This window comes from Mariniphaga sediminis (genome assembly GCF_003573545.1).
Lineage (GTDB): Bacteria > Bacteroidota > Bacteroidia > Bacteroidales > Prolixibacteraceae > Mariniphaga > Mariniphaga sediminis.
In genome coordinates, this window is the sequence record NZ_QWET01000021.1 from 17,211 (window position 1) to 35,952 (window position 18,742).

Annotated in this window: 10 protein-coding genes; 7 read left to right on the forward strand and 3 right to left on the reverse strand. The window is 43.9% G+C overall.

Annotation, left to right across the window (positions count from 1 at the left end; translation table 11 throughout):
• Nucleotides 1–3 precede the first annotated feature (3 nt).
• Complete coding sequence (gene buk / locus D1164_RS19795) at nucleotides 4–1,083, forward strand: butyrate kinase (protein ID WP_119351646.1); 1,080 nt, start codon at nucleotides 4–6, stop codon at nucleotides 1,081–1,083.
• Here buk and D1164_RS19800 read toward each other — a convergent pair.
• The 3 genes from D1164_RS19800 to D1164_RS19810 are packed head-to-tail and all read right to left on the reverse strand — an operon-like array spanning nucleotide 1,068 to nucleotide 7,693.
• Nucleotides 1,068–4,721: a tetratricopeptide repeat protein gene (locus tag D1164_RS19800; protein ID WP_172594547.1), complete on the reverse strand. Its 3,654-nt coding sequence runs from the start codon at nucleotides 4,719–4,721 to the stop codon at nucleotides 1,068–1,070. The two genes, buk and D1164_RS19800, sit on opposite strands and share 16 nt — an antisense overlap.
• A gap of 21 nt (nucleotides 4,722–4,742) precedes the next feature.
• Entirely contained in the window at nucleotides 4,743–6,587 is a 1,845-nt protein-coding gene (locus D1164_RS19805) for a CHAT domain-containing protein (protein ID WP_119351648.1), read from the reverse strand.
• Nucleotides 6,588–6,610: 23 nt separating this feature from the next.
• On the reverse strand, nucleotides 6,611–7,693 hold the full coding sequence (locus D1164_RS19810) for a hypothetical protein (protein WP_119351649.1): 1,083 nt from the start codon (nucleotides 7,691–7,693) through the stop codon (nucleotides 6,611–6,613).
• Between the two features lie 176 nt (nucleotides 7,694–7,869).
• On the opposite strand from D1164_RS19810, the gene D1164_RS19815 reads away from it, so the two are divergent.
• The 6 genes from D1164_RS19815 (at nucleotide 7,870) to D1164_RS19840 (ending at nucleotide 18,714) form a co-directional block, all read left to right on the forward strand.
• Nucleotides 7,870–9,780 carry a heparinase II/III domain-containing protein gene (locus D1164_RS19815; RefSeq protein ID WP_119351700.1) on the forward strand — a complete coding sequence of 637 codons (1,911 nt, stop codon included), beginning with the start codon at nucleotides 7,870–7,872 and terminating at the stop codon, nucleotides 9,778–9,780.
• Nucleotides 9,773–9,976, forward strand: coding sequence for a hypothetical protein (locus D1164_RS19820; protein WP_147372238.1), 204 nt, complete (start codon nucleotides 9,773–9,775; stop codon nucleotides 9,974–9,976). Before D1164_RS19815 ends, D1164_RS19820 begins: the two co-directional genes overlap by 8 nt.
• Before the next feature lie 165 nt (nucleotides 9,977–10,141).
• A complete protein-coding gene (locus D1164_RS19825) occupies nucleotides 10,142–11,548 on the forward strand; it encodes a BNR repeat-containing protein (protein WP_119351651.1) in 1,407 nt (468 codons plus the stop codon).
• A gap of 27 nt (nucleotides 11,549–11,575) precedes the next feature.
• Entirely contained in the window at nucleotides 11,576–13,585 is a 2,010-nt protein-coding gene (locus D1164_RS19830; RefSeq protein ID WP_119351652.1) for an alginate lyase family protein, read from the forward strand.
• Between the two features lies 1 nt (nucleotide 13,586).
• On the forward strand, nucleotides 13,587–14,996 hold the full coding sequence (locus D1164_RS19835) for a BNR-4 repeat-containing protein (protein WP_119351653.1): 1,410 nt from the start codon (nucleotides 13,587–13,589) through the stop codon (nucleotides 14,994–14,996).
• A gap of 178 nt (nucleotides 14,997–15,174) precedes the next feature.
• Nucleotides 15,175–18,714, forward strand: coding sequence for a family 78 glycoside hydrolase catalytic domain (locus tag D1164_RS19840; protein ID WP_119351701.1), 3,540 nt, complete (start codon nucleotides 15,175–15,177; stop codon nucleotides 18,712–18,714).
• The last annotated feature ends 28 nt before the right edge of the window (nucleotides 18,715–18,742 follow it).

Below are 18,742 nucleotides of genomic sequence, written 5' to 3' on the forward strand. Positions count from 1 at the left end.
AATATGCACCGAATCCTCGCTATAAATCCCGGTTCAACGTCCACGAAGTTTGCGGTTTACTTTGACGAAAAATGTGTGCTGAATAAAACAATTCGCCATTCGCTGGAAGAGTTGATGCACTATCGCAATGTGGTTGATCAGTTCGATTTTCGCAAAGGGTTTATTATTGATTCCCTTGTGGAAGAGGGGATTGATGTAGATTCCATAAAAATTGTAATTGGCCGTGGCGGACTTACATACCCGCTGGAATCGGGAGTTTACAGTGTGAATAGCAAGATGCTTAAGGATGCCCGCGAAGGGGTACAGGGGCAGCACGCCAGTAACCTGGGACCCTTGCTGGCCGATTATATTGCACAGCAAATACCTTATGCAAAGGCATACATTGCTGATCCGGTGGTGACCGACGAGCTGGATGAGGTAGCGCGGATAGCAGGGCATCCTAAATTTGAGCGCCGTTCTATTTTTCATGCATTGAATCAGAAAGCAACAGCAAGGTTACATGCGAAAAAAAGCGGTCGGAAATATGAGGAGCTGAATTTGATTGTTGCTCATCTGGGAGGAGGTATTTCTGTGGGCGCTCATAAAAAGGGCAGGGTAGTGGATGTGAATAATGCTTTTGATGGCGAAGGTGCTTTCAGCCCGGAGCGATCGGGTACACTGCCGTTGGGACAGCTAATTGATATTTGTTTTAACGGAAAGTATTCGGAAGCGAAAGTAAGGCGGATGGTTGTGGGTGAGGGGGGCTATGTGGGATACCTCGGTACAAACGACGCTAAAGCAGTGGCTGAAATGGCTGCATCGGGAAATGAAAAGGCCCGTCTGATAAGGGAAGCCTTGTTTTACCAGGTTTCAAAAATGATTGGGGAAATGGCCGTGGTGCTGGAAGGAAAGGCAGATGCTATTTTACTTACCGGAGGACTGGCTTTCGATGTTCAACTGGAAAAATATGTAAAAGAAAAAACCGGCTTTTTGGCTCCTGTTTTTACATACCCCGGAGAGGACGAGCTGGAGGCTTTGGCCATGAACGCTTTGCGGGTGGCCAATGGCGAAGTGGAGGTAAAAGAATATCAGGCGGGGCCCTGAATGAAGTGATTTGATTCGGAGGAAGTATCGTCTTCACTGGTATTTGTCTCCCGGGCTTTTTTGAGGTATTCGTCGGCAGCAGAATAGTCATTCAAATCGAAAGAGACGTTTGCTGCCTTTTGATAAAAAGTTTTGTCAGAAGCTGCTTTCTTTAGATAGATTTGAATTGCTTCTTCCCTCCGGTTTAACTTTTCAAGGGCGAACCCCAGATTGTCGTATCCTAATGAGTCTTCGGGATCGAGTTCAATGTATTTTTTAAAACATTCCACTGCGTCTTCCTGCTTGCCCGTTTCAAAAAGCAGCAGTCCGAGGTGGTTCAGTAAACTTTTGGAGGGAGCCTCCTTTTCCAGCATCTTTTCCAAAAAGCCGATGGCTTTTTCTTTTTGGTTACAAAGTTTGTAAGCCGAAACAAGGTTGTCCAGATAAACAGCTAAATAGGGGTTTAATTCAATCGCTTTCTGGTAATATCCGGCCGCGGTTTCGAAATTTCCCTGCGCATACCAGGTGTTCCCAATAAAATTGAAATAGATGTCGGCCTCTCCGGGCGAAGCCTTTTTCATTGCTATGTCAAACGTGTCTCTTGCTTCATCATATCTTCCCTGGTTTTGAAGAGTCAATGCCAGGGTTTCATGGTAAATATTGTTTTCGGGATAAGCCTCAATTGCCCGCCGGATATTTTCTTCTGCTTTATCAAATTCCTGGTTTTTGTAATACACATTCGCGATTTTTTCAAAAAGTACAGGATCCAGGGTGGCACCTTCTTTATAAATTTCAATGGCTTTTTCATTGTTTCCGTTTTTTTCGAGCGCTTCCCCTAAATTGATATAATTATTTACCCGGTTACGATTTAAATGATACGCCTTTTCATAGAAATCCAAAGCCTTTGGGATATCATTCTGATGCAGATAAATTTTACCCAGAAAACTGCAAACAATATCATTTTCCGGATCAATGCGAAATGCTTCCCTGAAAATTTCTTCGGCTTTATGCCAATTCCCTTCTTGTTGGTAGGCAGCTCCGAGGAACTGGATACTCATTAACTCTTCAGGTTCAATTTCAGGCGTTCTTTTATAAATATCTATGGCTTTTGTTAAATACTTTTTTGCCTTTTGGGTATCCTTGTAGTTATCTAAAATATTCCATCCCAACTGAAAATAGTACCGGCCCTCCCAGGGTTCTAGCTGCGCAGCCTGCAGGTAGGCTTCTTCAAATTGTTCCATTTTCCCCAGGTCGTTGAATACATTTCCCAGGTTTTCGAAGTAAACGGCTTTGGGATTTTTTTCAATTGCCTGCCGGTAATAGGCAACGGCCTCTTCGTATTTTTTCTGGTTGTAGTAAAAAATGCCAAGCCGGTTCAGAAAAATATCTTTTTCCCCGGAGGACAATCGAAGCGCCGCACTGTAACTGTTTTTCGCTTCTTCCAACATGCCGAGGTTTTCAAACGCATACCCCAGATTTTCGTAATAAATGGGCGCCGGATTGAGTTGGACGGCTGTTTTTAATAAATCGACTGCTTCTTCGTGCTTCCCCGTTCCTGACAAAAAGAAGGCCAGCCGGTTGTAATATTTGTCCCGGCTTGCATCACTCCTCTCATCGGCCAGGTTCAGTGCATTGCGGTAGCTTTCTTCCGCTTTTTTGGTTTGATCTTTTCTTTCGAAAACAAGCCCGGTATTTTCATAATAAACAGGTTTGGGAAAGAAATGAATGGCATTCAAATAATGTTGCAATGCTTTTTCGTAGAAGCCCTGGTTGTAATAGAAAATGCCGAGCCGGTTCTCATAAATGTCTTTGTCGTTATCAGCTAATTCCAGTGCTTTAATGTAGCTTAATTTGGCTTGTTCCTTGTTTCCGGAATTTTCGTAGGCAAATCCCAGGTTCTCGAAATATAGTGGACTGGCATTTATTTCAACGGCCTTTTGCAATAAATCAATGGCCTCGTCATATTCTTTTAGGTCAATCAATAAAAAAGCCAACCGGTTGTAATATTTGCTTTTGTCGGCTGCTTCATTTTTGATTGCTTTCCGGTAATAGGAAATTGCATTATCGTAGTTCCCGGTTTTTTCCCATGCGAGGCCAAGGTATTCCAGTTTTACCGGCTCATTCGGGTCGGTTTCTACCGCTTTCTCAAAATGCCCGATGGCATCCTGGTACAATTGGTTTTTGAAATAGATGACACCGGCTTCGTGGTGAAAACTGCTTTCAAAAGCGGGGCCTTTAATTTCCCTGATTTTTTCGAGCAACGATATTCCCTTTTTTACCGGAAGCTTAAATTCTGCTATATCATAAAGGGCGTTTAACCCGAGGCTCTTTTCCCGATCGTGTTTTAGTGCCAGCAGGTAGTATTTTTGGGCGTTTTCAACCTCTTCCAGTTTTTGGTATGCATTCCCAAAATCGTTGTAAATGTAATGCCGCCATTGTGGCCTGTATTTTTCACAATACTTTAAATTGGCCACCACCCCGTTCCAATTTTCTTTTTTCCTGTTTAAAGCTACCAGTCCCCAGTAACCTTCAAATGCTTTTTTGTCAATTTCAATACTTTTTTTGAAGGCCTCTTCCGATTTCTCCGGTTCATTTTTTTCCAGCCAGGCATAACCCAGATTGCACCAGGCCTGAATTCTGAGGGGATGCAGTTTGATGGATTTTTGGTAATATTCCTCCGCTTCCGCAAAATGCCCGTTTTTCTGGTAAACAAAAGCAGCGTTGTTCAGGGCTGTGTAACTAAAGTCAGGCGCCAACTTCATTATTTTACTTAAAAGGTAGTCCACTTCTTCGTGGTGCTTTTTAAAATAGGCAGGCTGTTCGTTTAACAGCAGGAGTCTGTTGTATAAATCGGCCTTGCCCGGATTTTCACCCAGTCCTTCGTTGTACCAGTTTGCTGCAGTGTCATCCCTTTTTTCCGCCTTGTATAAATCGCCGAGAACCAGGTAATTTTCAAAGTCTTTTTTATCAATCTCCAATGCTTTCTGAAGGTGTTCCCGTGCCTTTTTAAAATCGTTTTGCTGAATGTAATATTCACCCCATATTCTTTCCGCTTTGGACGTACCCGGAATCAGTTCCTTGACTTGCTGAAAATGTTCTACTGCCTTGTCAAAATCCAACAGGTGGTACATTTGTACAGCTCCCGCAAGTAAGTGCAGATCCGCCTTTACCTGGGGTGGAATGTGGTCTTGTTTTAGAAAAAATTCAAATAAAAAATTACCTTCTACCCATCTTTCCTCTCTGAGATAAGACAAGTGTTTTTTTATAAACTTAAAATCGGTTCCACAGGATGGAGGTGTTTTTATCTTTAGCAGCGAATTCAGAAAATCATGGTTGAGCCGGGCCAGCTCATGGGCAAAAACTTCCAGCCATTTTTTCCATCCTTCGTTCTCATTGGTTTTAAGTTTTTCAGTAATCTCTTTTTTAGTGCCAAGCCTTACGTTTTGTCTGAGTTTTTTTTGCAATTGGTGAATGGTACTGAATTCTGCATCGTTTTCAATACTTTCTCCGAGATACACCAACAGCTGATCATCAATTTTTTGAAATTCCATTTTATTCAGAAACATGGAACGAATTGCCTCCAAAATGTCTGTTATCCGGTGCATGTCGCAGCCTGAATTGGCAGCCTGAAAATAGCTTTCTGCAAGAAGTTTTTTCATTTTTTCGTTGCTATCCATTTTTTATTGCAGGTATCCGGGTTTAATATCGTTTTCTGTCAATTCATCAGAAAGCCGGTGAAGAAAAGCTTTTATCTCTTCTGCTTTCTCGCGGAGAGTGTTGGTATTCAGGCAGGTTGTGTACATTTCCTCCGTATTTTTAAGTTTTCTGGCGTAAATGTCTATTGTTACGTATGATTGAAAAAGTTCCAGTGCATTTCCGATGTTGCTGTCAATGGCGAGGTGCAATTCTCCTTTTATTTTAAACAACGCTGGCGACCATTGTTGAGATTGTCGTAAAAACCTTCCGTTTCCGTTGTTGGGGCCCGCCATTCCCCTGCCATTTTCATTAGGGGCAGAAGAGGAAACGGGTTCGGGTGATTTACTTTCGCGCCCCATTCTTTGAACAGCTACCTCCGGCTGACCGGAACGCGCCATAGTGAGTTCTTCATAAAATTCTTTTTTCTTAGTAACCAACTGCTGTCCGCAACTGGAACATAATTTGTCCAGCGGAGTATAGCGGGCTTCGTCTCTATAATAGGGGCATCCGGGATTATTACAAAACTTGGTTGTTATTTCTTCCCTTGTTTCCCTTTGGGGAGGGCTTTGGGCATCGTGACTTTTCAATTTCAGTGGAAAATCAACATAAGTAAATAACACCGGGCTCCCGAAAGCTTTTTGGTTAAATTCACCTTGTCCGCCCAATTCAAACCTTCCGGCTGAAACGCAGGTGCCAATATTGGCGCCTTTCAAAAAATGGTTGTAAAATGTCTCGGTAAATTTCAGTGCATGATCTTCCTGTACCGGGTTTTGCATGGCAATAACAAAAGGTATTTGTTTTTCCAGCAGCCGCGACGCAATGCCGTTTTTATTGAGGTAATCCACAATTCTGCCCCCGTTGCAAACCTGGAGAAAGACCAGCTTGGGTTCGAGCCGTGAATTTTTGATACAATTGGAAAATTTAATATCAGTTACCGGCTTTTTTAAAAACAAACCACCCCTTGTTTTATCTTCCTCCGAAAAAATCAGCATTCCGTTTTTGTCTTTTACAAAACCGTGGCCAATAAAATGAATAATATGGGGAGAAAAAGATGCGTCGTGTTTACCTATTTTGTCGCCCAGTTCATTTTCCAGTGAATAGATTTCTGATGCCCCGGCCTGCCCGTTGTTTAGTTCTGATTTGAAAAAATCCTGGTCGGGGTTTGGCTGGTATAGATATTTGATTTGCAGGGTTTCCTCTTCGGGATAGTTGTCTTTAAGTTCCTTGAAGTACAGGAGCAATTCGTTCCGCTTTTTCAATGGCTTTTCCGTCGGGTCCGAAATGATAAGTAGAATTTTCAGAGGGTATTCAATTTCAGATAGCTGTTCGTCGCGTGAATCCACAAAAGTAAAAGGGATTTTGCGGTAGAAGTTGATTTTTTTTCCAAAACTGGCAGCAAAAAAGGGCTCATCTATTATTAACCCTTTGGTTTTGGGGCGGTAATGAATGTATTCCCAGGGAAGGATGGCCAGATCGTCAAATTCCGGTTCAAGGTCAAATTCGAGAAAAATATTATATGCATCTGCCCCTTCTTCGTCTTTTAGCGCGCTGGAATACCAGTCTTCAAATTCGATTATCAGGTTTTCTTTGGTAAAAATAAGGTCGAAAAGCAACTCACCCAACGCCTCGAAATCTTTCCGGTTAAAAACCGACAACTGCCCGGCTTCAAATTCCATGTCGAGGTATTTCCGCAGGATGCTCACAATACGTCTGTCGCGCACTTCCTCCCGGATGGTATCTGCATAAAAAAACGACTTTCGCGAATCGGGCCGCCACCCTACCTTGGTTTCATTGTTCCGTTTTAAGAACTTGATATAAAAATTTGCCATACCTTAAAAAGTCGTTGCCCCTGTTAAAAATTTAATTGTCCGGCTGCTTCATCCATAATTTGATCGATGGGGTCCATCTTCATACTTTTTATCCTTATTTCTTCGTCGCTGCCGTCCAGTTTGGTCAGCATGTCCACAAAGCTTTCGATTTCTTCCTTTTTCTCTTTCCAGATTCTGTCGGCCTGCAGCGTTGTAAGATCAGGACTTAGTCTGATGTCCACCGCCAGCTGGCGGAGTCGTGACTTCAGGTTGAGGAGTTGGTTCTCGCTGAGTTCTGACTGGTTTCTGATGTATTCATATATACTTGTATATTGTTTGTAAAACGAAAGCGACTCTTCATCTTTCCGGTCCTCCGAAATTCCGATTCGGAACAATACAAAATCATCATCACGGTAAGATTGCGCCGTGTCGAGGCTATCACCGTAACAGAGCCGTTTGTTTTTTACCCAAAATTTATTTTTGTCGAGGTTTTCTCCCTGAACCAGTGCATAGTATCCCGGACGGAAAGGATTGCCGGAAGCCTGTCCAAAATTGTTGTTGATGCCCAACAGGGGACTGGTTTGTTCAAATCCCAACAGCGAATCAAATCCCTTGAGCACCACTCGCCCGACCTTTGTATAGCTTTCGAGTCCTGCGGAAAAATCAAGACTGTTTGATACATCTTCAACGACACTCAAAACTTTTTCAATGTTGTTGGTTTCTTTTACCCGGCAAAGAATAATACTCAGCGAAAGGTTACCACCCCGCCACGGATGAACTCCTACCACCGGCGTGTTTAAGAATAACATGCCTTTGGGGAGTCTTTGTTCAAATTTTTTCAGGTGTGAGGGTCCGATTATATATGGAATTTCAAGTGTTTCACCGTTGTATTTGAAATTGCATACTGAAAAAACCATGGGCGAAAAGTTCTGATGCCAAAGACGGTTGTAAGATAAAAACATCTCGCTTACGCTTACCATAAAATAGTGCCGGCGGTCATCGAATTTCGTTGAGAACAGAGCCGGTTCATCTGTTTGATTTGCCGAAAATTCGATGTAGGTAGGAACAAAAGTGGGGGATTGTCTGATGTTGTCCCACAGGTTGTTGAAGAATTGAGATAAAGGCATTTTCTTTGAATTTAATGAGTGGTAAAATGTAATCCAATATTTTCTTTACATTTTTTGTTTCGATAATTTACGAAAAAATCTTTTAATATCAATTTCCCAAATCCTTTTTCATCCCGGATGTTTCTTCGGTTTCTTTTTTATTGTTTATTATTGTTGAGAGAATTAAACCAATTAAAATGATAACAAAAATGAATCTCCTGGTTAGTTTGTTATGTTTTTTGACACTAACCACAACTTTAGCTACTGCCGGAACGAATACTTCATTTCCGGAGGAGGAACTTCCAAAGCTCGACAATCCTATGTCAGTGCAATACCTAAAAAAGAACCTGCGGAAGTCTCAGCCACGTCTGGTGCTGAACGCAGTCACAGAACGGAATCTTAAGAATAAGCTGAAAACCGATCCGGTGGTTCAGAACATGTATAAAGCCATTCAGTTAAACGCAGAAAGAATTCAGCAAGAACCGTTTCTGGAACGTATCAAAATTGGTCGAAGGCTACTTTCTGTATCCCGCGAGATGCTTTACCGCATGAATATGCTGGGGATGGTTTATCGAATAGATAAAGATCCGAAGGTGTTGAAACGGATCAACGATGAAGTGGTAGCTGTTTGTAATTTTTCAGACTGGAATCCGTCGCACTTTCTCGATGTGGCGGAAATGTCAATGGCTGTGGCTATTGCGCTCGACTGGACCGCCGGGAAACTGCCCAAGCCAACCATTGAGCTGGCAAAAACGGCAATAATAGAAAAAGGAATAAAACCAAGTTGGTCCGAAAATGGAAAGAATCCCTGGTGGGCATACGGAACCAATAACTGGAACCAGGTGTGTAACGGGGGTATGATTGCCGCCTCTATAGCCATAGCGGATGAAGAACCGGAACTGGCTGCAAAAACAATCTGGCGTGCACTCGATGGCCTGCCTCATGCACTGGTTGAATATGGCCCTGACGGCGTTTATCCCGAGGGAGCTTCCTATTGGGGTTATGGAACCGGCTTTTCGGTTATAACTGCAGCCATGCTTGAAAGTGCATTCAATACCGATTTTGGTCATTTTGAATATCCAGCATTTAAAAAAAGCGCTTTGTACAAAGTATTAATGATTGCTCCTTCCGGATGGTATTACAATTTTGCCGATTGCAGTAGTCAGCGTAGTGAACAGGGTGACATTACCCTGGCCTGGTTTGCTGCCAAAACCGGGAACAAAACCTTTTTTGAAAGGGAGCGGTTTTTGACTCCTGCCGAAAAGATGGGGAGATTATCGCGTCTGACAGGAGCAGCTTTGGTGTGGCTGGCTCAGTTTGAGGAAACCGGAAAAGAAAAGGTTCCCACTGCCTGGAAGGGCGGAGGTGCCAACCCGATTGTTATCTTTTCCGGTGGGGAAAATGACCCACATCAGTATTATTTTGGGGGCAAAGGTGGTCGCGGTGCTGTAAATCATGGAAATATGGACGGCGGTTCTTTTATTTTTGAACTGAACGGTGTTCGTTGGGTAATTGATCCGGGTAATCAGAGTTACTACGATCTGGAAAAAACCGGATTCGACCTTTGGGGAGGGTGTCAGGAGTGTGAACGCTGGACCCTGCTTACCAAAAATAACTTCGGGCACAGTACGCTTACCGTGAATGATAAGTTGCATATAGTAAAGGGACTGGCCACCATTGTCGATTTTAAAGAGGAGGAAATCCCGGAAGCAACTATTGACCTGACTCCAACTTTTGAAGGGCAACTGAAAAGTGCCCGGAGAAGGTTCCTGAAAGACAGCGGAACTTCTTTGGTAATTGAAGATTATATTGAAACATCGGATGAAACCAAACTGGTGACCTGGCAGATGCTGACAACTGCCGATGTGGAAATTGTAGATGGTGGTGCAATCCTGAAACAAGACGGACAAACCCTTAACCTGGAAAATCTTTCGCATCCGGAACTGATGGTTTCCGTTGTTTCTCTGGACCCGGCGCCACTTAAACTCGATCGTCAGATAGAGGGGCTCAAACGGCTCGAGATTCGTATTCCGGCCTGGACGATTGAAGATGGAAAAGAGACAATTAAAGTGAGATTAGCCGGGAATTGTTATGTTGAAAATGAATGACGGCCGGATTAGCGAAATTTCGGTTCCCGACCCTAACCGGGAACTGGCGCGTTTCAATCTTTCCGTTTCTTTACGCATTGATAAGGGCAGCGAAAATTTTAGCACGGTTTGGAATGAAACTACAGGCATGACACATATTTCCATTGACCTTCCGGAAGATAATTACACCGGCGCCAGTGTAACCATTAATTTATAATTTTTTTGACGATAAAAATATTTTTGGTTTTCTTAGACGCGATTTATTGCTGGTGCCGGAAACGTTTTATGCAATCGTTTTAATTGGGGATTGTGAATGGGGCATATATTCACCTGAAAAGTGTCAGAAGAACGTAACATCTCTTTGTATCGAAAAATTTTTATTATGAGAAGAATACCACACATTTTAATTTTTTCTTTGTCCATTTTGTTTGTAGCAGCTTGTTCACAGTCAGGCCCACACCAGCCTGTTGTTATTGACGAAACGGATAACACTGAAACCATTGTTCAAACCATTAAAATTGACAGTGTATGGGCAGGGCATCCGGTTGGGTTTTGCCTGTTGACCCATGCAGACCGGCAGTATATTGCCTACTATAATGCCAACAGAAATTTAGTAGTGGGCCAGCGGAATTTGAATGAACTTGAATTTCAGTTGCACATAATGCCGGCGACTTCCCGGGAAACTCATGGGGGTACCAGTACTGTGCTTAACTGGGACAGTCACAATTCGGTAACGCTTGGCGTAGACAAAGAAGGCTTTATTCATCTCTCCGGGAACATGCATGTGCATCCGCTTACTTACTTCAGAAGTACCCGGCCCAATGATATTTCTACATTGAACCAGGTAATGGAAATGGTGGGGACGGAAGAAAAAAGATGTACCTATCCAAAGTTTATGAATGATCGCGAAGGAGAATTACTTTTTCATTACCGCGATGGCGGAAGTGGAGATGGAAATGAAATTTACAACATTTACAATACCGAAACCAAAACCTGGAGCAGGCTACTCGATACTCCCCTTACTGATGGTCAGGGCTTGATGAATGCCTACCAGTCGCAGCCCACACTGATGAAAGACAACTGGTACCATGTGTACTGGGTTTGGCGCGACACGCCGGATTGTTCGACCAACCACGATCTTTCCTACATGAAAAGCCCTGATTTGAAAAACTGGTTCAATGCATTTGGCGAAAAGGTTAATCTGCCCGCCACTTTGGATAACAAGTCGCTGATTGTAGATCCGGTTCCGGTTGAAGGGGGAATTATTAATCTGGCTGCAAGGCTTATTCTGGACAAAGAAAACAATCCGGTTTTTGTGTACCATAAATTTGATGACCAGGGAAACACGCAATTTTACATTGCACGGCCCAACGGAAAAGAATGGAGTTATAAACCCATTACAGAATGGGACTACCGCTGGTTTTTTTCAGGAAACGGAAGTATTAATAAAGAGATACTATTAAAGGGTTTCCGGCAGCGGGAAGACAAAAACTATGAAGTAGATTACTGGCATATTAAATATGGTTTTGGAACAATCCTGTTAAATGAAAATTTTGATCCTATGGGTAAAGTGCTGAAGCCACAACCTTTTGGAGAAACAATGAAACCAGAAGGTGAATTTCCCGGGTTACAGGTGCTTGTTTCCGGAGATATTGGAGACAGCGGCGAAAAAAAATTCAGGTACCTGTTAAAATGGGAAACCCTGAGCCGAAACCGCGACAGGCCACGTCCTGAGCCATGGCCGGAACCGAGCAATTTGTACCTATACAGAATGGAGAAAAACAAATAATTTTATAACAAAAAAGGATCTGGAAAAATGAAAACAAAAAGTATTTACCTATTATTTGCTTTTCTGATAATTTCAGGAATGCTCTCAGCTCAAAAATGGCAGGAAATTAAATCAGTTGAAGATGTCTGCAGGGCGTATCCGGATGAAATGAAAAGGATGCTGGGAGAATTTAACCTGGACTATCCGGGACTGGAAAAAGTGAAGGCTGCGCAGGAAAAGGGAAATTTGACAGAAGCCTGTGAGTATCTTCTCAGCTATTACAAAAACAGCGAAAATGCATTGCATTTGCGAAAATCCCAACCTGCAGCAACGGGACAAACCAATGCAGCAGCTGATACCATCTTAGAAAATGTATTTGTGATTCAAAATGTGAGGGGACAGGTTCCCTGGGGCGACGATGGCCACCGCGACTGGTATTATAAGGGGCCAAACAACGATCGTGAATGGGCGTGGCTTTCCAACCGGCACAGCCAGATAAGCCATGTGCTTGGAGTTTATTTTGAAACCGGAAATCCGAAGTATGCCAGACATATTGATCTTTTTTTGCGTGACTTTATCATTAAAAGTATGCCCTACCCGGGGGTGAAAAGCAGTACATCGGTTTGGCGTGGACTTGAAGTTGCCGCTCGTGCGAAAGTTTGGAGCCGTATTTTTTACGGATTGTTAAACAGCGAATATATTTCGCCTGCTACCCAACTTTTGATGTTAAGCAGTTTACCTGATCATGCCCATTACAACCGGAATTTTCATGCCGGAAGCAATTGGTTAACCATGGAAATTTCAGCGCTGGCAACTGTTGCCACCAACTTTCCGGAATACAAAAAATCGGAAGAGTGGCTGGCATATTCCATCGAAACCATGATAGAGAGTATGAAGGAGCAGGTTTATCCTGATGGCGTACAGGCTGAGTTAACTTCGCATTACCATATTGTCTCTCTTTCAAACTTTGAACTGTTCAAGCAAATTTGTGACCATGCCAATCGCCAGCTTCCCGACTATTACCTGAAAAATCTGGAACTTATGCAGAATTATTTGGCGCAGACCGTTCGACCTAATGGCACGGGGATTCTGAATAACGACGGGGATTTGGATTACAACAGAAATAGAATTCTGGATGCCGCGGCTGCCTATAATCGTCACGACTGGGAATTTATTGCTTCAAATGGTCAAAGTGGCAAAGCACCTGAAAAGGGGCCGTCTTACTTTTTTCCATGGGCCGGGCAATTGATTTCACGGAGTGGTTTTGATGCGGATGCGCACTGGTCCTTTTTTGATGTCGGACCGTGGGGTAGCGGCCATCAGCACAGCGACAAACTGCATATTTCCATTGCTGCCTACGGGCGCGATTTACTGGTAGATGCCGGCCGGTTTGCCTATACGGGCGAAGTAGCGGAAAAATTCCGCGGATATGCGCGTGGAAGCCAGGGGCATAATGTGCTGCTTATTGACGGAAAAGGACAGGAACCGGGGCCGCGGAAGACAGAGAAGCCGTTATCTGAGAAACACAGGCTGATTACCGGCAAATATGATTATGCCTGGGGCGCATTCAGCAAATTTATCGATGTGGAAGGCGAATGTACACACACACGCAGGCTATACTATGACCGGGGTAATTTTTGGGTTGTGGTAGATGAAGTTGCTACGGACCGGCCCCGGAAAGTTGAAGCGCTCTGGCACTGGCATCCGGATTGCGAGGTTCATCTTAACGGAAATAACGTTTCAACTCAAAATAAAAGGGGAAATTTGCAGATTATTCCGGCAGGTAATCAAAAATGGGAGGTGAATTTTGTGAAGGGACAGGAAAATCCTGAAATTCAGGGATGGTACAGCAAAGAGTACAACAAATATAAGCCCAATGTGGCTTCCGTTTATACTACCAAAGTTGAATCGGACAGTAAATTTGTTTGGGTATTATTCCCTTCGGAAAAGGTTGAAACAGGTGTCCGGGCTGAAATTATTTCGGAATCTTCAAAAGAAATAAAAGTAAAGGTCATCAATGAAAGGAATGAAGAACGGGTAGTAACTGTTCCTCTTTAAAATGGCAGAGAATGTGAAAAAGCTTATTGTAATTACAGGCATTTTATTATCGTCCGTTTTTATTGCAAATAGTCAGTCGTTAAACAGCACAAAGTTCGATGGCTACCGGGGAATCTGGTTTGAACTGAACCAAAAATATGAATACGGGGATAAATATTCGGGCGCTTTGGGAACATACACCGCCAAACATGTTCCGTTGGCTGTTTATGCAAAGGAGGTGGATAAAACTTTTTTTGTGTATGGCGGGACAACATCAGAAAACGAACGCTACCTGCTTTGTATGATTGGCGAGTTCGATCACAAAACCGGAAAGGTTTCCCGACCAACAGTGGTTTACGACAAACAGGGAGTGAACGATCCGCATGATAACCCGTCACTGATGATAGATGACGACGGCTATATCTGGGTTTTTATCAGTGGGCGAAATGTCAGGCGGATGGGGTATAAATTCAGAAGTGCCGAACCATTTTCTATCAATCGGTTTGAACAGGTTACCGAAGAGGAAATGACCTACCCGCAACCCTGGAATACCCGTGAAGGTTTCCTGCATCTTTTTACCAAATATAGCGGAGTCAGGCAGTTGTATTTTGAATCCAGTACCGATGGTTTAACCTGGACGGAAGACCGGCTTTTGGCTGCTATTCCCGTGCACGAAGGTGAAAAATCGGGGCACTATCAAACCAGCGCCTGTTTTAACGGGGAAAAGGTGGGGACTTTTTTTAACCGCCATCCCGATGGGGATGTGGATAAACGAACCGATATCTACTATATTGAAAGCAGTGATTTAGGGCAAACCTGGACCAATGTGCAGGGAGAACCAATGCCGGTTCCGCTGCTGCAGCGCGATAATCCGGCACGTGTTATCGATTACCAGTCGCAAGGGAAAAATATTTATGTAAAAGATATGGGGTTTGACCAGGAAGGTTACCCTGCATTCCTTTATATCCGTAGTAATGGTCACGAGCCGGGACCGGTAAGCGCCCCTTATGAATGGTGCATTACCCGTTGGAATGGAGCAAAATGGTTGACAACAGTTGTTACCGAATCGGATCATAATTACGATATGGGAAGTTTGTACATTTTAGAAAAAGACTGGAAAGTAGTGGGGCCCACCCAGCCCGGACCGCAAAAGTGGGGGGTGGGAGGCGAACTGGAGGTTTGGCGTTCAACAAACGAAGAAAAAACCTGGAAGCGGGCGAAAAAGCTTACCCGGAAAAGTGAGTTCAGTCATTCCTATGTACGTCGCCCGCTAGATTATAAACCGCCGTTTTGTTTTTTCTGGGCCGATGGGCATTCTCACGAGTTCAGTAAATCGCAACTTTACTTTGGCGATTTTAACGGAGATATTTGGATGTTGCCTTATAATATGGAAGAGGATTTCGCAAAACCGGTTAAAATGAAGGCAAAATGATGCGGGTAACCACGGGATACAAAAACAGTTGGTTTTTACTTTTTTGCTGACATATTAAAGTAAAAGATAAAAATAAATAGAATAAAACAGCCCATGCCCGGGGTATAGATTGTGTACGCATCGGTGAATGACTGGTTTCTTAGTTCATGGAGGAGTGGGCCGCATAAAATACAGACTTATGAAACAGAAAAGATACATCCTGTTGCTTTTAACTCTTTATATTTTTTTCGGTACTCAGACCGTTCAGGCTAAAAAAGAACGTGGAAAAGTAAAAAGGCCCAATATCATTTTTATTCTGACCGATGATCAGCGGTGGGATGCCCTGGGATATGCCGGAAATAAAGTTATCCATACCCCGGAAATGGATAAACTGGCAGAGGCGGGGGCATATTTTAGCCAGGGGATGGTAACCACTCCTATTTGCTCAGCCAGCCGGGCTAGTATTTTCAGCGGCTTGTATGAACGAACCCATAAATATACTTTCCAGACTGGCCCCATTCGTAATGAATACATGGAAGCGTCTTATCCGAAGTTGCTGAAAGATGCCGGGTATTATACGGGTTTTTTCGGAAAGTTTGGGGTAAACTATCCGGGAAACGTGGCGCTTTTTGATGTAATGGAAGATTACGATCGGAACAACCGTTTTAAGGATTACCGCGGATATTACTACAAAATGTTAGATGGAGATACTGTCCATTTAACCCGTTACACCGGGGAGAAAGCCCTGGAATTTATTGATGAGGCACCTTCGGATAAACCTTTTTGCCTGTCGCTTAGTTTTAGCGCGCCACATGCCCACGATGGTGCCCCGGAGCAGTATTTCTGGCAGGAAGAACCGGGGCGTTTGTTTCGCAACATGGAAATGCCGGGGCCTGCTTTGGCGGAAGATACTTGGTTTAACCGGTTGCCTGCCCCGGTACGCGAAGGGTTTAACCGCACACGCTGGTACTGGCGATACGATACACCTGAAAAATACCAGCACAGTCTTAAAGGATACTACCGCATGATCAACGGGATCGATCTGGAAATTGCTAAAATCAGGAAGAAGCTGAAAGAAAGAGGGCTGGATGAGAATACAGTTATCATTCTTATGGGTGACAACGGCCAATTCCTGGGTGAGCGTCAGTTGGCAGGAAAATGGCTCATGTATGAGAATTCTGTCCGTGTACCGCTTATTGTGTATGACCCGCGTGCCAGGAAACACCGTGATGTTGATGAGATGGCGCTGAACATTGACATTCCGGCCACCATTGCCGATTTGGCCGGAGTGGAAGAACCGGAGTCGTGGCACGGAAAAACGTTAATGCCCCTGGTTTCAGGAAAGGAAAAATCATTATCGCGCGATACCGTTTTGCTGGAACATTTATGGGAGTTTGAAAATATTCCCCCCAGTGAAGGGGTACGCACGGCTGACTGGAAATATTTGCGGTATGTGAATGATAAATCGACCGAAGAACTGTACTATCTTAAAGATGATCCCCGGGAAACAAATAACCTTGCAGGGGAAATCCGCTACCGTGAAACGCTGCTGAATTTACGAAATAAATGCGACGAACTGATCCGGAAATATGCAGACCCATTTTCGGGTATTCCTTCCGGCCTGACGGTAGAATACATCCGGGAACCAAAGAAAACAAGTATCAATGATATCCGTCCTGAATACAGTTGGATAGTTCCGGATGAAGCTGTTTTTCAGAAAGCTTACCAGGTGCTGGTGGCTTCTTCCCGGGAAAATATTGATAATAACATCGGAGATGTGTGGGACAGTAAACCGGTACAATCAGGGAACTCAACCAATATAGAACATGGAGGTATTCCGTTGCAGCCAAACAAAAGTTATTTATGGAAGGTGCGGATTTTTGACCAGGATAACCGGATTTCTGAGTACTCCAAAGCTCAGCCATTTCAAACCGGCAATTTTAAAGGGACTATTTCGTCAGCGAATTTTTTCCAGGTAGAGCGGATTAAGCCTGCTGCCATAAAAACGACCGCAGGAAACAACTATTTTATCGATTTTGGAAAAGCAGCTTTTGGAACGCTGGAGTTGAAATACCAGGCCCAACGCATAGAAACACTGATTATCCGCTTGGGAGAAAAATTGCTGGATGGCCGTATCGACCGTGAGCCCGGTGGCTCAATCCGTTTTCAGGAAGTGAAACTGGAAGTACATCCCGGAAAATTGAATTATACGGTACAATTACCCCCTGATAAACGTAACACCGGGAAGGCGGCAGTGCAACTGCCTGATTCTTTTGATGTGGTGATTCCGTTCCGGTATTGCGAAATAGACAACGCAACACAGAAAATTTCGGCTGAGGACGTGCTTCAAAAAGCTTACTTTTATTACTTTGACGATACCCAAAGTGCTTTCTCCAGTTCCGATACCATTTTAAACCAGGTGTGGGATATTTGCAAATACAGTATGAAGGCCACTTCCTTTGCTGGCCTGTATGTGGATGGCGACCGTGAGCGCATTCCTTATGAGGCCGATGCATACATTAATCAGTTGGGGCATTATTGCACCGATCGGGAATATGCCATGGCTAGGCAAACCATTGAGTATTTTATGGAACATCCTACCTGGCCGACGGAATGGCAACTGCATGTGGCGCTCATGTTTTATCAGGACTACATGTACACAGGAGATACCGAACTCATAGAAAAATATTACGAGCCGCTTAAACATAAAACACTGATGGAACTGGAATATGAAGATGGCCTGATCAGTACATCTTCTTCGAAATTAAATGGTGAATTTATGGCCAGGCTTGGTTTCGCCGATACTACTCAACGCATCAGAGACATTGTGGACTGGCCGCCGGCTCAAAAAGATACCGGATGGGAATTGCCTGAAGACTGGCCGCAGGGAGAACGCGACGGCTTTGTTTTTAAGCCGGTAAATACCGTTATCAACAGTCTTTATTACCAGAACCTGAAAATTATGACGGAGTTTGCGCGGGTACTGGACAAGCCGGAGGAAGAACTGGAGTTTAAGCTGCGTGCAGCCAAAGTTAAAAAGGCCATGAACGAAAAATTGTTTAATCCGGATGGGGGATATTACCGGGATGGTATTGGTACCGACCACGGGGCGGTGCACTCCAATATGTTGCCACTGGCTTTTGATATTGTTCCCGGGAGTTACAAAAAAAGTGTGACAGAATACCTTAAAACGCGCGGAATGGGATGCAGTGTTTATGGAGCTCAATTCCTGATGGAAGCGGTATACAACGGCGGTGACGAAGATTATGCTCTGGAACTGATGACTGCCACTCATGACCGCAGTTGGTATAACATGATTAAAATCGGGTCAACAATTACCCTCGAGGCCTGGGATATGAAATACAAACCCAATTCCGACTGGAACCATGCCTGGGGGGCGGCTCCTGCCAATATTATTCCCCGGTTTTTGTGGGGAATTCAACCCAAAACGCCGGGATTTGGAGTTGTCAGCATCCGTCCGCAAATGGGTAATCTGAAAGAAAGCACCATTAAAATGCCTACTGTTAAGGGAGCCATTCGCGGCGAATTTCAACGGGTAAATCAGCGCCTGAAGATGTTTACTATTGAACTCCCGGCCAATATGGTTGCTGAATTTGAATCGGATTTCTCTCCACAGGACGAGGTAACCCTTAACGGAGAAAAGGTAAACCTCTCATTTGGTTCCATTCGTTTGCAACCCGGCGTTAATAATATTGAAATCCGGGTTCATTCGTTTTAAAGATCGCGGTATCTGTCTATTTTTTAGA

Excerpts from the sequence above, each read along its gene's own strand:
- D1164_RS19840 (WP_119351701.1), top strand. The coding sequence starts at position 15,175 with ATGAAACAGAAAAGATACATCCTGTTGCTTTTAACTCTTTATATTTTT.
- D1164_RS19830 (WP_119351652.1), top strand. The coding sequence starts at position 11,576 with ATGAAAACAAAAAGTATTTACCTATTATTTGCTTTTCTGATAATTTCA.
- D1164_RS19800 (WP_172594547.1), bottom strand. The coding sequence starts at position 4,721 with ATGAAAAAACTTCTTGCAGAAAGCTATTTTCAGGCTGCCAATTCAGGC.
- D1164_RS19825 (WP_119351651.1), top strand. The coding sequence starts at position 10,142 with ATGAGAAGAATACCACACATTTTAATTTTTTCTTTGTCCATTTTGTTT.
- D1164_RS19835 (WP_119351653.1), top strand. The coding sequence starts at position 13,587 with ATGGCAGAGAATGTGAAAAAGCTTATTGTAATTACAGGCATTTTATTA.
- D1164_RS19805 (WP_119351648.1), bottom strand. The coding sequence starts at position 6,587 with ATGGCAAATTTTTATATCAAGTTCTTAAAACGGAACAATGAAACCAAG.
- buk (WP_119351646.1), top strand. The coding sequence starts at position 4 with ATGCACCGAATCCTCGCTATAAATCCCGGTTCAACGTCCACGAAGTTT.
- D1164_RS19815 (WP_119351700.1), top strand. The coding sequence starts at position 7,870 with ATGATAACAAAAATGAATCTCCTGGTTAGTTTGTTATGTTTTTTGACA.
- D1164_RS19820 (WP_147372238.1), top strand. The coding sequence starts at position 9,773 with ATGAATGACGGCCGGATTAGCGAAATTTCGGTTCCCGACCCTAACCGG.
- D1164_RS19810 (WP_119351649.1), bottom strand. The coding sequence starts at position 7,693 with ATGCCTTTATCTCAATTCTTCAACAACCTGTGGGACAACATCAGACAA.